This is a genomic window from Nocardia abscessus (assembly GCF_015477775.1).
Classification (GTDB): domain Bacteria; phylum Actinomycetota; class Actinomycetes; order Mycobacteriales; family Mycobacteriaceae; genus Nocardia; species Nocardia abscessus_A.
This window is the reverse complement of sequence record NZ_JADLQO010000016.1, coordinates 12,480-28,832: the sequence shown is the minus strand read 5'-3', so window position 1 is coordinate 28,832 and position 16,353 is coordinate 12,480. Positions and strand designations below refer to the sequence as shown.

Here is a 16,353-nt window from a genome sequence, read left to right as displayed (position 1 = left end):
GACCGGCCCCTGTTCGGTGTCGGGGTATCTGGTGCGCAGCGTCTCGTGCCGGTCGATCACGTCGCCGACGGCCGCGGCGAGCGCCGTGACGTCCAGCGCGCCACGCAGCCGCAGCGCCGCGGGGATGTGGTAGGCCGACGATCCCGGCGCGAGCCGGTCGACCACCCACAGGCGCTGCTGCGCGGGCGCGAGCGGCGCAGGCCCGGCGAAGGCGCGGCGGGTCAGGGCAGGCAGGGACGCGGCGCGCTCGGTGTGCGCGAGGCGCCCGGCGAGCGCGGCAGGCGTCGGCGCTTCGAACACCGCGGCCACCGGGACGTGGCCGCCCAGCGCCGCGCCGAGCCGAGCCGCGAGGCGGGTGGCCATCAGGGAATTGCCGCCCCTGGCGAAGAAGTCGTCGTCCACGCTCACCGTGTCCAGGCCGATGACCTCCGCGAATGCGTCCGCGATCGAACGCTCCAGCTCATCCGCCGGTGCGCGGTGGCCCGCCTCGGCGTAGACGGGTTCGGGAAGAGCGGTGCGATCGATCTTGCCGTTGGCGGTGAGCGGCAGTGCCGCCAGCACGACGACGGCGGCGGGCGTCATGTACCCGGGCAACCGCGCGGCCACGGCCGTGCGCAGCGCTCCGGCCAGTGCGGCGTGGCTGTCCGAATCCGCCTCCGGTACCGCGGCATACGCGATGAGCCGGGTTCCGGCGCGCTCGTCGGCCTCTACCACCGCGACCGCCGCGGTGACACCCGGCTGCCGCAGCAACGCGGCCTCCACCTCACCGAGTTCGATCCGGAAACCGCCGATCTGCACCTGGAAGTCGGCGCGCTCCAGGTATTCCAGCGTGCCGTCGGGACGCCAGCGCACGATGTCGCCGGTGCGGTACATCCGCTCGCCCGCCGCCGCGCCCAGCTCCCCGGCGAACGGATCGGCCACGAACCGGTCCGAGGTCAGCCCCGGACGACGCTGATAGCCGCGCGCCAGCTGCGCACCCGCCAGGTACAGCTCACCGGGCACCCCGATCGGCGCCGGGCGCAGCCGCGCGTCCAGCACGTAGACCCGGCTGTTCCAGGCGGGCGAGCCGATCGGGACGACGTGCTCGGGCTGCGTGCGGACTTCGAATGCGGTGATCGACACCGCCGCCTCGGTGGGACCGTAGAGGTTGTGCAGCGCGGCCCCCGCGCGGTGACGGCGCAGGAAGTCCGCCGCCGTGGCCGGCGGCAGCGCCTCGCCGATGGCGAGCACGTGGCGCAGGGTTCGCGGCAGCGGCGCGCCGGGCTCGACCGCCAGCAGCATGCCGAGCAGGGCGGGCACCGCGTGCAGCACGGTCACGCCGTGCTCGCGCAGCAGCGCGCGCAGCAGGTCCGGGTCGCGTTCGGCGCCGGGCGGGGTGACGATCAGGCGTCCTCCGGTGACCAGCGAGGACCAGAACTCCCACACCGAGAGATCGAACGTCGCGGGCGTCTTCAGCAGCACGCGATCGTGTGCGCCGAGTCCGAATTCCGCAGCCAGCCAGCGGAGCTGGTTCACGATGGCGGCGTGCGGGACCGTCACGCCCTTGGGCAGGCCCGTGGAGCCGGAGGTGAAGACGACGTACGCGGGATGCTCGGGACGCAGCGGGCTGCGCCGCTCGGCGTCCGTGATCGGCGTAGCGGCGAACTCGGTGAGGTCGAGCCGGTCGACTTCCACGGTGGCGCAACTCGTCTCGATCGGCAGTCCGTCGCGTGCGGTGGTCAGGACGATCGCGGGCGCGGCGGTGGCCATGATGTGGGCGATCCGCTCGGCCGGATGGTCGGGATCGATGGGCACGTAGGCGCCGCCCGCACGCACCACGGCGTACATCGCCACGACCAGCTCCGGCGAGCGGCGCATCGCCAGCACGACGGTCGCCTCCGGTCCGACACCGGCCGCGATGAGCCTGCGCGCCAGTCGGTTCACCCGTTCGTCGAACTCGGCGTAGCGCAGCTCGGCTCCGGTCACCGCGTCCACCAGCGCGACCGCCGACGGGCCGCGCGCGCTCTGCGCGTCGATCAGATCCGCCAGCGTGGTCCGTGGGACCGGCTGCCTGGTCCGGTTCCATTCGGCGAGCACCTGCGACCGGTCGGTCCCGAGCAGATCGATGTCGCCGACCGGCAGTTCCGGCCGGGCCGCGACGGTCTCGAGCACCCGGCGCAGCTGGGCGGCGAACCGGAATGCGGTCGGCCGCTCGAACAGATCGGTGGCATAGCGGAGGGTCAGATCGATGCCGTCGGGTGCGCCGTCGGAGTTGTAGGCGTCCACGGCGAACAGGTGCATGTCGAATTGCGCCACGCCGTTGTCGACGTCGAGTTCGCGGACGTCGAGCTCGGGCAACCGCAGCCGGCCGCGCTCGTGGTTCTGGAACGAGTAACCGACCTGGAACAGCGGGTGCCGGGCGGTGGAGCGCACCGGATTGAGCACTTCCACCAGGCGTTCGAACGGCACGGTCGCGTGTTCCAGCGCCGCGAGGTCGGCGGCGCGCGCCCGCCCGAGCAGCCCGGCGAACGACTCGCCGCCCTCGACGCCGACGCGCAGCACGAGAGTGTTGACGAACATCCCGATCACGTCGTCGAGTTCGGCCGCGCCCCGGCCCGCCACCGGCGTGCCGACCGCGATGTCCCCGGTGCCCGACCAGCGCGCCAGCAGCACCGCGAAAGCGGCGTGCACCACCATGAACAGCGTGGCGCCGTGCCTGCGGCCGAGCCCCACGAGATCCGCGTGCAGCCGCGCGCCGATGGTCAGCGGCACCTCGGCTCCGCGCAGGCTCTGCTTCGCGGGGCGGGGACGGTCGGTCGGCAGCGCCAGCTGGTCGGGCAGCCCGGCGAGGGTCTCGGTCCAGTACGCGAGTTCGCGGGCCGCCACCGATTCGTCGTCGTCTTCGGCGCCGAGTAGGTCTCGTTGCCAGAGCGCGTAATCGGCGTACTGCACGGCAAGCGGGGTCCATCGCGGCGGCGCGCCGTCGCGGCGGGCGGTGTAGGCGACCATCAGGTCCCGCACGAACGGCGCGATGGACGACCCGTCGGCGGCGATGTGGTGCAACACCGCGGCGAGCACGAACTCGCCGCGTCCGTCCTCTGAGTGCGCCTGCGCGCGGGTGACGCGGAACAGCCGTATCCGCACCGGGATCTCGGCGGTGACGTCGAAGGTCGTCGCGGCCAGCTCCCGGAGCCGTTGCGGCAGACGGTCTTCCGGCAGGTCGATCGGCCGCAGTGCCGCGGCGGCTGTGGCAGCTGTGGCGAAGGGGGCGACGAGCTGCACCGGTTCACCGTCGACCTGCGGATACCGGGTGCGCAGCGCCTCGTGCCTGGCCACCACGTCGCCGACGGCGGCCCGCAACGCGGGCACGTCCAGCCGCCCCGACAAGCGCAGGGCCACCGGAATGTTGTAGGCGGTGGCGGACTGGTCGAACCGGTTGAGGAACCACATCCGCCGCTGCGCGGGTGAGAGCGGCACGCGCTCCGGACGCGGTCCCGCCACCAGCACGGGTCGTGTCCCGCCCATGGCCACCGTGCTCGCCAGGGCCGCGAGATCGGCGACCCGGGGAGCTTCGAACAGCGCCCGAACACCCACCGTCCGGCCCAGCGCCACGCCGATCCTGGCGACCGCCTTGGCGGCCAGCAGAGAGCTGCCGCCGAGTGCGAAGAAGTCGTCGTCCGCGCCCACGCGCGGTACACCGAGCACCTCGGCGAACACCTCGGCCACGGCGCGCTCACCCGGCGTGGACGGCGCCCGGTAGACGGTCGATACGAACCGGGGCGCGGGCAGCGCCGCACGGTCGAGTTTGCCGTTGACGGTCAACGGGATTCGTGGCACCGGCACGATCGCGGCGGGCACCATGTGCTCCGGCAGGCGGTAGGTCAGCGCTTGGCGCAGCGCGGCGGCGTCGATGGGCTCGTGGGCGGCCACCACGTACGCGACGATGCGCGGTTCGTCCACCAGATCGGTGCGCACCACCACGGCCACCTCCCGGACCGCCGCGGACGTGTCGAGCAGCGCGGCCTCGATCTCGCCGAGTTCGATGCGGAAGCCGCGCAGGTTCACCTGCTGGTCCGCGCGTCCGAGGTACTCCAGGCCGCCGTCGGGCGTCCAGCGGGCCAGGTCGCCGGAGCGGTAGGCGAGCGATCCGTCGCCCGCGTACGGGTCCGCGACGAAGCGTCCCGCGGTCAGCGCGGGACGGTGCAGGTAGCCGCGCGCCAACTGGCCGCCGGACACGTAGATCTCGCCGGGCACGCCCACCGGCACGGGCCGCAGCCGGTCATCGAGCAGGCGAACGGTCAGGCCGGGCAGCGCCGTGCCGATCACGCTCGCCGAGCCCGCGCGCCCGTCGATCTCGCGAAGGGACACGTGCACCGTGGTCTCCGTGATGCCGTACATGTTCACCAGGCGGGGTGCGTCGGGGTAGCGCGCGAACCATCCGGCCAGCCGTTGCGGCTCCAGCGCTTCGCCGCCGAAGACGACGGCGCGCAGCGCGAATGCGGCGGGTTCCGGCTCGGCCAGATCGGCGGCGACGAGCTGATAGAACGCCGACGGGGTCTGGTTGAGCACGGTGACCCGCTCGGCGATCAACACCTCGCGCAACTGCTGCGGCGAGCGCGAGGTGTAGTAGTCGACCACCACCACCGTCGCGCCGGTCAGCAGCGGGCCCCACAGTTCCCACACCGAGAAGTCGAAGGCGTAGGAGTGGAACAGCGTCCACACGTCGGCCGGGCCGAAATCGAAGTGCGACTGCGCGTTGTCCAGCAGTCGCAGCACGTTGCGGTGCGGCACCACAACGCCTTTGGGTTTGCCGGTGGAGCCGGAGGTGTAGATGACGTAGGCGACGTGCGCGCAACGCAGCGGCGCACGCCGGTCCGCGTCGGTGATCGGCCCGCCGCCGAACTCCGCGAGGTTGGGCGCGTCGACGTCGATCACCGGTCCGCCGAACCAGCCGCGCGGTAACTCGGTGGCCGCGCCCGCGATCGCGCAGATCGGGCGAGCGTCGTCGAGGACGTACTCGATCCGGTCGCCGGGGTAGGCCGGATCGATCGGCAGATACCCGCCGCCCGCTTTGAGCACCGCGAGCAGGGCGACCACCAGTTCCGCCGAGCGCGGCAGCGCGACCGCCACCAGCGTTTCCGGACCGACACCCGCGGCGATCAGCCGCCGCGCCAAGCGGTTGGACCAGTCGTCCAGTTCGGCGTAGGCCAGCGACCGCGCGCCGTCGCGGACCGCGACGGCGGCCGGGTCCAGCGCGGCGGCGCGCGCGAAGCGCTCGGCCAGACTGCCGTCCGCGTCCGCGACGTCGCCGCCGCCGAACGCCCATTCGTACAGCGCCCGATGCTGCTCCTCGGCGCTGAGCAGTTGGATGTCGCCGACGACCACCGTCGGATCGGCGGCGACGGCGGCGAGCACCTGGGTGAACCGCCTGCCCAGCACGGCGATCGTCGGCGCGTCGAAAAGGTCGGTGGCGTAGCGGATCTCGACCTGCATGCCGTCGGCGCGACCGTCCCGGTCGTTCGACTCCAGCACGGTGAACTGGAGGTCGAATTCGGCCACCGGCGTGTCGAACTCCTGCGGGCGCACCCGCAGACCCGGCAGCTCGAGTTCGGGCAGGGCGAAGTTCTGAAAGGTCAGCGCCACCTGGAACAGCGGATGACGGTTGCGCGAGCGGGTCGGCGCGAGCGACGCGACGAGACGTTCGAACGGCACGTCGGCGTGTGAGAGCGCGTCGAGGTCCTGGTCGCGCACCGCGTCCAGCACGGTCTCGAACCTGGCTCTGGAGTCGACGGCGGTCCGCAGCACCAGCGTGTTGACGAACATGCCGACGAGCCGGTCCAGCGCCGCGTCGCCGCGTCCGGCGACCGGGGTGCCGATCACGATGTCCGAGCCGCCGGACAGGCGGGCCAGCAGCACCGCCAGCGCCGCGTGCACCGTGCTGAACAGCGTGGTCTCCCGCTTGCGGGCCAGCTCGCCAAGCTCGCTGTGCAGATCGGAGTCCACGCGCAGGCGGTGGGTCGCGCCGCGATGGGACGAGACCGGTGGGCGTGGGCGGTCGGTGGGCAGTTCCAGCTGCTCCGGCAGACCCGCCAGAATGTGCCGCCAGTAGTCGAGTTGCCGGTCCAGGTCGGCGAACTCGGCTTGCCAGAGCGTGTAATCGGCGTACTGCACCGGCAGGGGGTCCCATGCGGGTGCCGCGGCGGCGCGGCGCGCCACGTAGGCGGTCATCAGGTCTTCGGCCAGCGGTCCGAGGGAGAACCCGTCCGCGGCGATGTGGTGCAGCACCAGGGCGAGCACGTACTGCGGCCGTGGTCCGTCGCCGATCACCAACAGCGCGGCGCGCAACGGTGTCTCGGTGGTCAGATCGAAAGCGGTGGCCGCCAGCTCGCGCAGCCGCTGCGCCGACGCGGTTTCGGTCACCTGCTCGACCGGCATGGGCGGCGCCGCCGTGGGCAGCACCACTTGTTCGGGCCCCTCCGGGCCGCCCGGGTAGACGGTGCGCAGGGTCTCGTGCCTGGCCACCACGTCGGCCACGGCCGCGGTCATCGCCGCCACGTCGAGGTCGCCGGAGAGCCGCAGTGCGACGGGGATGTTGTCGATCGCGTCCGACGGTCCGGCTTGCTCGCCGGCGTGGAAGCGGTTGACGAACCAGATGCGCTGCTGGGCCGGGGACAGCGGCATCCGGTCCGGACGCGGTAGCGGACGCAGTGGGGCGCGTCCGCCGCCACCGCGATGCGTTTCGGCGCGCGCGGCCAGCGCGGCCACCGTCGGCGCGTCGAACAGCGCCCGCACCGGCAACTGGGCGTCGAGCGCCGCGCCGAGCCGGGCCACCACGCGAGCGGCGGTGAGCGAGTTGCCGCCGAGTGCGAAGAAGTCGTCGCCCAGACCCACCCGGTCGAGGCCGAGCAATTCACCGAAAGCGGCGGCGACGAGTTTCTGTACCGGCGTCGCGGGCGCGCGGAACCGCGCGGACTCGACCGCGGGCGCCGGTAGCGCTTTGCGGTCCAGCTTCCCGGAAGCGTTGACCGGGAACGCCGCCAGCGTCACGTACGCCGAGGGCAGCATGTACGCGGGGAGCCGCCTGGCGAGTGTCGCTTCGACCGCGCCGAGATCCAGCGGCGCGCCGGACTCGGGGACCAGGTAGGCGACGAGCCGGGCACCGGCGTCGTCGCGCACGACCACGACGGCTCGCGCGACCTCGTCCAGATCCGTCAGCGCCGATTCGATCTCGCCGAGTTCGATGCGCAGACCACGCAACTTCACCTGGAAATCGGTCCGGCCGAGATAGGCCAACTCGCCACCAGCGGTCCAGGAAACAAGGTCCCCGGTGCGGTACATCCGCGCGCCGGGCTCCCCGTACGGATCGGCCACGAACCGATCGCTGGTCAGGTCGGGGCGGCCCGCGTAACCGCGTGCCAATTGCGCGCCTGCCAGGTACAGCTCACCCGCGACACCCACCGGCACCGGACGCAACCGCGCATCCAACACGAACACCTGCGTGTTGAACACCGGAGCACCGATCGGCACCGACTCGGTATCGGCATCCACCACCTCGTGGAAGGTGACGTCGACAGCCGCTTCGGTCGGGCCGTACAAGTTGTGCAACGCCGCACCGGTCAACTCACGCAAGCGATGCGCGGGCTTCGGCGGCAACGCCTCACCCGAGGCGAACACCAACCGCAGCGAACCACACCGCGCCGCAGCCGCATCCGTTACGAACACCGCCAGCATCGACGGCACGAAATGGGTGACCGTCACCTTCTCTGCACTGATGACCTCCGCGAGATACGCCGGATCGCGATGCCCTCCGGGCTTCGCCACCACCAGGCGCGCGCCGATCTGCAACGGCCAGAAGAACTCCCACACCGACACATCGAACGTCGCAGGCGTCTTCTGCAACACCACGTCAGCGAGGGTCAACTGGTAGGCGGTCTGCATCCAGACGAGGCGGTTGACGATCGCGGAATGCGCGACTGCCACACCTTTCGGGCGGCCCGTCGAACCCGACGTGAAGATCACATACGCCGTGTTCGACGGCATGAGCGTCCCGAGCCGGTCCGCGTCGGTCAGCGGTGTGTCCGCGTAGTCCTCGGTGTCGAACAGGTCGACGTCCAGCACCGCCCACAGTCCGGCGCCGGTGTCCTGGCCGGGCAGGTCGAGCCCGTCCTCGGAACGGGTCAGCACGCAGACCGGACGCACGATCCGCAGCACGTCGGCGATCCGCTCCGCCGGATGCTCCGGATCGATGGGCACGTAGGCGCCCCCGGCCGCGAGGACCGCGTACAGGGCGACCACCAGATCCGCCGACCGCCGCATGCCCACCGCCACCGGCTTGTCCGGCCGCGCGCCGATGGACACCAGCAGCCGGGCCAGCCGGTGCACTCGGCTCGCGAACTCGGCGTAGGTGAGCGCTGCGCCCTCGAAGCTCACCGCGATCGCGTCCGGCGTGCGCGCCGCCTGCGCCTCGAACAACGACACCAGCGTCGCGGCCGGGTCCACCGGGTGTCCGGTGGCATTCCAGGTGTCCAGGATCAGCGCGCGTTCGCCCGGGCTCAGCACGTCGATCGCGCCGAGGGACACCTGCGGATCGGCGACCACCGCGTCCAGGACCCGCCGCAAGCGCAGCGCGTACGACGCCACGGTGGCGGGGTCGAACAGATCGGTCGCGTACTCGAAGACCGCGGCGAGCCCGGAACCGTCCGCCGCCTCCGCCAGGGAAAGGTGCAGATCGAATTTCGCCGTCCCCGTGTCGATATCGAGCGCGGACGCGGTCAGGCCGTCGAGTTCCAGTTCGGTCCGCGCGGTGTTCTGGAAGTCGAGCATCACCTGGAACAGCGGGTGCCGGGCCGCCGACCGCTCCGGCGCGAGGACCTCGACGAGCCGCTCGAACGGCGCGTCGGCCTGGGCGAAGGCGGCCAGGTCGCGATCGCGCACCGCCGCGACCAGCTCGGTGAACGACAGCTCGGCCCGCACGTCCGAGCGCAGCACGACGATGTTGACGAACATGCCGACCAACTCGTCCAGCGCACGGTCGCCCCGCCCGGCCACCGGGGTGCCGACCGCGATGTCGCGCTGCCCCGACAGCGTGGCCAGCAACGTCGCGAACGCGGCGTGCAGCACCATGAACAGCGAGGCGTTCGCCCCGTCCGCGATCTCGCGCAACCGGCGCCGCGTCCCGGCATCGATCGTGAAGGCATGACGCGCACCGCGGCCGGACGCGGCAGCGGGGCGCGGGCGATCAGCCGGTAACGGCAGCACGTCCGGCAGACCGGCCAGCTCGCGCTCCCAGAACCGGATCTGTTCGGCGAGCACCGAATCCGGGTCGTCCTCGGAGCCGAGTGCTTCCCGCTGCCACAGCGCGTAGTCGGCGTACTGCACGGCGAGCGGCGTCCAGTCGGGCGCGGCGCCGTCGCGGCGAGCGCGGTAGGCGCGCATGAGATCGAGCGTCAGCGGCGCCAGCGACCAGCCGTCGGCGCTGATGTGGTGCATGGCCACGACGAGCACGTGATGGTCCTCGGTGAGGCGCAGCAGGGTGAGCCGCACCGGTGGCTCGCGGTCGACGCGGAAGGGCGTCGCCACCAGTTCGCGGATTCGCCGCGTCAGCCGCTGTGCCTCGACCACTTCCGCGACCAGCGCGATCCGCGCCTCGTCCACGGGCAACACCAATTGATACGGAATACCCTCCGCCGCAGGGTAGGCGGTGCGCAGTGACTCGTGCCTGGTCACCACGTCGGTGACGGCGTCGCCGAGCACGGCCGCGTCGAGCGCGCCGCGCAATCGGATGGCGGCGACCAGATTGTTCGCCACCGACGCCGCGTCGAACTGGTTCAGGAACCACATGCGCTGCTGCGCGTAGGACAGCGGCACCAGCGTGGGGCGCGGCCCGGCGACCAGTGGCGTGTGGTTGCGCGGGCGCCCGCCGCCGGACAGGTGCGCGGCGAGCGCCGCCACCGTCGGGTACTCGAAAAGCGCGCGTACCGGCACCTCGGTGTCCAGCGCGTCGGCGAGGCGGGCGGCGATCTGCGTGGCGACCAGCGAGTTGCCGCCGAGGGCGAAGAAGTCGTCGTCCAGGCCGACCGGATCCACACCCAGGCTCTGCGCGAACACGGCGGCGACGGCACGCTCCCCCGGCGTGCCCGGCGCGCGGAACGCCTTCGTGACCGGCGCCGGATCGGGCAGCGCCTTGCGGTCCAGCTTGCCCGACGGGGTCAGCGGCATCGAGGTCAGCGCGCTGTAGGCGGTGGGCACCATGTACGAAGGCAGCGTCAGGCGCAGCCGCTGCTCGAGCTCCGCGGCGAGCCGATCGGGCGCGATGGCGCCGACCACGTAGGCGGCCAGCACGTCACCGGACGGCTGCGCGACGACCCGCACCGCCGCCGCGCGCACCTCGTCCATGGCGAGCAGCGCGGCCTCGATCTCGCCGAGTTCGATCCGCTGCCCGCGCAGCTTCACCTGGAAGTCGCCGCGGCCCAGGTATTCCAGGGCGCCGTCGCGGCGGCGCACCAGATCGCCCGTCCGGTACATCCGGGCGCCCGCCGGTCCGCAAGGGTCGGCGACGAAACGCTCCGCGCTGAGGTCGGCTCGACCGTGGTAGCCGCGCGCCACTTGCACGCCGGCCAGGTACAGTTCGCCGACCACGCCGTCCGGAACGGGCCGCAGCCGGGCATCGAGAACCATTGCCCGGCTGCCGGGGACCGGACGCCCGATCGGCGCCGGTCCGCTCGCGGCCGGGTCCACGGCAGCACGCGTGGCGTGCACGGTGAATTCGGTGGGGCCGTAAAGGTTGTGCAGCCGCGCGGAGCTCACCGCGGCGAACGCCGCGGCAGCCTCACCGGTCATCGCCTCGCCCGCGACCAGCACGGTGCGCAGCGACGCGATCGCCTCCCGCGCGACGGCGTCGGCGAACACCGTGAGCATGGAAGGAACGAACGAGGTCATGGTGACCCGGTGCGCGGCGATGGTCGCCGCCAGATACCGGGGGTCGCGGTGTCCGTCGTGCTCGGCGACGACGATCCGTGCGCCACGGGCCAGGGGCGCGAACAGCTCCCACACCGAGACATCGAAGGCGGCCGGGGTCTTGAACAACACGACGTCGTCGGCGTCGACGCGGTATTCGTCCGCGATCCATTCGATCTGGTTGACCGCCGAGTCGTGCTGCACCGCGACGCCTTTGGGCTGTCCGGTGGAGCCGGAGGTGAAGATCACGTAAGCGGTGTGCAGTGGGGACGCGCCGTGCGCATCGGTCACCGCCGCGTCGGAGTACTCCGCGACATCGGGGGCGTCCACCGTAATGATCGGCGTCGCCGGACGCTCGGCGAGCGCGCACCGATCGGCCAGTTCGGAGGCCAGGTCGTCACCGGACCGGGCCAGCACGCAGACCGGGCGCGCCGCCGCGATCACCTGCGCGATCCGGGCAGCGGGCTGGTCCGGGTCCACCGGCACGTACGCACCGCCCGCCGTCAGCACCGCGTACGCGGCCACCACGAGGTCGGCCGAGCGCCGCATACCGAGCACGACCAGCCGCTCCGGGCCGACGCCCGCGCCGATCAGCCGGCGCGCCAGCCGGTTGACCGCGCCCGCGAACTGCGCGTAGGTCAGCCGCCGCTCGCCGTCGAGCACCGCGACCGCGTCCGGAGTGCGCCGCACCTGCGCATCGAAGGCGGTGAGCAGCGTCCGCGCCGGGTCGTGCGCGCCGACCGGAGCCCGTCCGGCCGCGATGACGCGCGCCTGCTCGTCGCGGTCGAGGAGGGGCAGATCGAGCACCGCGATCTCGGGATCGGCGGTGACGGCCCACAGGAAGCCGATCAGCTTGCGGGCGTAGCCCGCGACGGTCGCTTCGTCGAAGAGATCGGTGGCATAGGTGAATTCCGCTGGAACGCCCGCCGATGCCGAACCTTCCCCGAGTCCGGCACCGGCGGAGTTCTCGGTGACCGTGAGCTGCAGATCGAGCTTGGTCACTCCGGTGTCCAGGGTACTGGTGGCAACCGACAGTTCGGGCAGTTCGAAGGCGATTGCCTCGGCATTGTCGAAGGCGAGCAGCACTTGGAACAGGGGATGGCGCGCTTGCGAGCGCGGCGGGTCGAGCGCCGCCACCACTTGCTCGAACGGCAGTTCGGCGTGGCCGAACGCGGCGAGGTCGCGCTCCCGGACCTGCGCCAGCAGCGCCGTGAACGGCGCGGCGAGCTCGATTCGGGTGCGCAGCGCCAGGGTGTTGACGAACATGCCGATCAGGTCGTCGAGCGCGCGGTGGCCCCGGCCCGCGACCGGGGTGCCGACCACGATGTCGTCGCTGCCGGACAGTCGTGCCAGCAGCGCGGCCAGCGCGGCGTGCGTCAGCATGAAGGTCGAGACGCCCTGGGCTCGCGCGAGTTCGGCCATCCGGGTGACCAATTCGCCGGGCAGCTCGAAGCCGAACACCGCGCCACGGCCGGAGGCGACCGCCGGGCGGGGCCGGTCGGCGGGCAGGTCCAGCTGGTCGGGCGCGCCGGCCAGCGCGCCGGTCCAGAACGACAGCTGAGCGGCCGCGAACGGATCCCGCGCGGAGCCGAGCATTTCCTGCTGCCAGAGGCTGTAGTCGGCGTACTGCACCGGCAGCGGGGCCCAGGTGGGTGCGACGCCGCCGCGACGCGCCCGGTACGCGGTCATCACGTCGCGGGCGAGCACCCGCAGCGACAGCCCGTCGGCTGCGATGTGGTGCAGAACGAGCGCGAGCGCGCAGCTGCCGTCGTCCACCGCGAAGACGCGGGCCCGGATAGGGATCTCACGTTCCAGATCGAAGCCGCGCGCGGCGAACGCGGCCAGGTGACCGTCGAGGTCGGCGGCGCCGATCGCCTCCGGCGCGCCCGCCACCTCCGCCACCGACAGCACGACCTGCCGTGCGGCGGGCCCCGCGCCGTCACCGGGCAGCAGTGCGGGGAAGATCGTGCGCAGCACCTCGTGCCGGATGACCAGGTCATCGAGCGCCTGCCGCAGGGCGGCGATGTCCACCGCGCCGCGCAGGCGCACCACGAACGGCATGTTGTAGCTCGCGCTGGAGCGCTCGAACCGGTTGAGGAACCAGATGCGCTGCTGCGCAGGAGAAAGCGGAACCAGCGGCGGCCGTGGCCGTGCCCGCAGCTGCGCGACCAAGGACGCGCCGCTGGATCCACCGGCCCGCTCGACAAGTGCGGCGAGTTCGGCCACCGTGCAGGCGGCGAACACGTCGCGAACTCCGAGCGGGCAGTTCAGGTCGGCGGACAGCCGGGCGGCGACCTGTGTGGCCACCAGACTGTTTCCGCCGAGTGCGAAGAAGTCGTCGTTGCGACCGACCAGCTTGTTACCGAGCACTTCGGAGAACACGCGCGCGACCGCCTGCTCGGCGGCGGACGCGGGTGCGGTGTAGTCGGCGGAAGCCCTGCTGGGAACGGGTAGCGCGGCGCGATCCAGCTTGCCGGAGGCGTTGACCGGAAATGTGTCGAGCACCACATACGCGGCGGGCACCATGTACCCGGGCAGCGCTTCGGCCGCCGCGGCCCGCAGCCGCTCGGGCCGCACCGCGCCGGGCTCCGCTTCGACCACGTAGGCGACGATTCGCGCGCCGACACCCGCGTCGTCGCGCGGCACCACCACGGCGCGGACCACCGAGTCCACCGCGGCGAGCACGGTCTCGATCTCGCCGAGCTCGATGCGCAGGCCGCGCAGCTTAACCTGGAAGTCGGTGCGTCCGAGGTACTCCAGCTCCCCGTGCGTGGTCCATCGCACCAGGTCACCGGTGCGGTACATCCGGTCCCCCGTAGGCGACGGCCCGTCCGGGCCGCCGAACGGATCGGCCACGAACCGTGCCGCGGTCAGCTCCGGTCGCGCGACATAGCCCCGGGCGAGCTGTACCCCCGACAGATACAGCTCACCCGGCGCCCCGACCGGTACCGGCCGAAGCCGCGAATCGAGGACGTAGAGCCTGGTGTTGAACACCGGCGCGCCGATCGGCACCGAGAGGGTATCGGTGTCGGCGACTTCGTGAAAGGTGACGTCGACCGCCGCCTCCGTCGGACCATACAGGTTGTGCAGGCGAGCGCCGGTCAGCGCGCGCAGCCGCTGGGCGAGCGCGGCGGGCAGCGCCTCCCCCGAGGCGAACACCGAACGCAGCGACGTCCGATAGGCGACCTGCGGGGCCGCGAGGAACGCCTCGAGCATAGACGGCACGAAATGCGCTGTGGTGACGCCGTATTCGTCGATGACCCGATGCAGATAAGCGGGATCGCGGTGCCCTTCCGGCTGGGCGAGCACCAGCGTCGCACCGATCTGCAACGGCCAGAGGAATTCCCACACCGACACGTCGAACGTGGCCGGAGTCTTCTGCAGTACAACGTCTTTCGCGGATAGTCGATAGGTGTGCTGCATCCACACCAGCCGGTTGACGATGGCCCGATGGGTGATCGCGACGCCCTTGGGCTGACCGGTCGATCCGGAGGTGAAGATCACATACGCCGGATGCTCCGGCCGAAGGGCCGCGACACGTTCCCGGTCCCACACCGGCCCGGCCCCGACGGTCTCGTCGGCCTGGTCCACCCGCACCACCGGCAGGCCGGACAGCTCGGGCGCCGCGTCCGGTCCGGCGGTCAGCACACACGCCGGACGCGCCGTGGCCAGGATGTGCGCGGTGCGCTCCGGTGGATGGTCCGGGTCCAGCGGCAGGTACGCGCCGCCCGCCGCCAGAACCGCGTACATCGCGATCACCAGTTCGGGCGAGCGCGGCAGGTGCAGCGCCACCAGCGTCTCCGGTCCGACCCCGAGGGCGATCAGGCGGCGGGCGAGCCGATTGCTGCGCGCCGCGAGCTCGCGGTAGGTCAGGTCCGGCGCACCGGCGGCCCGCAGCGCCACCGCGCTCGGCGTGCGGGCCGCCTGCGCCTCGAACATCGACACCAACGTCGCGACGGGAGCGAAGCCCGCGCAGCGGCCCGGCAGCTGCGCTTCCACGTCGAAACCCGTCTCGTTCCAGATCCGGGTGCTGACCTCGAGTTCCAGCTCGGTCGCCACGCCGACCGCGGCGAGCGCGACGTCCGGGTCGGTGGCGACCAGGCGCTGCAGGTAGCGGAGGAACCGGGCGTGGTGGCGTGCGACGTCGTCGGCGGTGTACAGGTTCGGATTGGCCTCGAAATCGACGTGCACCCGGTCCCGGTCGCCGTAGTAGACGTTCATGCCGAGGTCCTCGACCGGCCCGGTGGACAGCACGTGGTAGCGCCCCACCGTCGTGCCGAGGGTCAGATCGCTGCGGAACAGCATGATGTTGGCCAGCGGCCCGAACAGCCCGCGCTGGGCGGGGGCGCCCGCGCTCTCGGCGTCACGGCGGATGTCCTCGTGCCGGTAGCGCTGGTGGCGCAGCGCGCCCGCGACCTCGACCCGGGTGGCACGCAGCAGCCCGCCCCAGTTCCCGCCGACCGGCAGCCGCAGCGGCACGATGTTCGACAGCATGCCCGCCGACCGCCGCGGCGCCGCGGTGGTGCGCGCGGTCACCGGCAGGCTCAGCACCGCCTCGTCGCGGTCGGTCAGCCGTCCCAGGTAGGCGGCGAACGCCGCGAGCAGCACCACAGCGAGGGTCGAATCCTGGCGCGCGGCAAGGGCGTTCATCCGCTCGACCAGCTCCGGCGCGAGTGCGCGCCCGGCGATCAGGTTGCTCGCGCAGCGGGGCGCGCGCCGCCCGTCCAGGCTGGTCGCGCCGTCCAGCCCGATCACCCGCTCGGCCCAGTGCGCGCGATCGGATGCGAACCGGGCGGAGTCCCGATAGGCGAGTTCGGCCTGCGTGAGCGAGGCGAGCGTCCCGGGCCGCACGGCTTCGGGTTCGGTGCCGAGCACGCGGGCGGTGTAGCGCTCGGCGACCCGCGTGGTGTTGGTGAGCGCGCCGTAGCCGTCCAGCACGATGTGATGGGCGCGCAGATACCAGAAGTGCCGGCGCTCGGCGATGCGCAGCACCGCGCCCGCGAACAGCCGGTCGGTCAGCAGGTCCACCGGCGCGCTCGCGTCGGCGCGCATCCAGGCGTGCGCCGCGGCCACCGGGTCGGGGTGTTCGCGCAGGTCGATCAGCGGAATGTCGACCGTGAGGCCGAGGTCGACCGCCTGGTGCGGGACGCCGCCCGCTTCGCCGATCCGCACCAGCACCGACTCGTACTCGCGGGCCGCCTCGACCGTCACCTCCTGCAGCAGCGCGGCGTCCAGTTCGCCGTGCACGTCCACGTACTGTGCGACGTTGATCGGCACGTCCGGGTCGAGCAGCTGCGCGTACCAGACGCCGAGCTGGGCGGGCGCCAGCGCGAACGGCTCGGATGCGGCCGGCGACGGCTTCGGCTCGACGGAACGCTGCGGCAACGCGCTGAACCCACCCAACTCCGTATCCTGCAC

General features: G+C 72.3%; 1 protein-coding gene (cut by a window edge). It reads right to left on the bottom strand.

All coding sequences use genetic code 11. The annotated features are described in order from the left end of the window. Positions 1–16,353, bottom strand: the 5' portion of a protein-coding gene (locus IU450_RS31055) for a non-ribosomal peptide synthase/polyketide synthase (protein WP_195153292.1). Its footprint begins 1,467 nt before the window's first position; only the first 16,353 of its 17,820 coding nucleotides appear in the window; it begins with the start codon at positions 16,351–16,353; its stop codon lies off the left edge, out of view.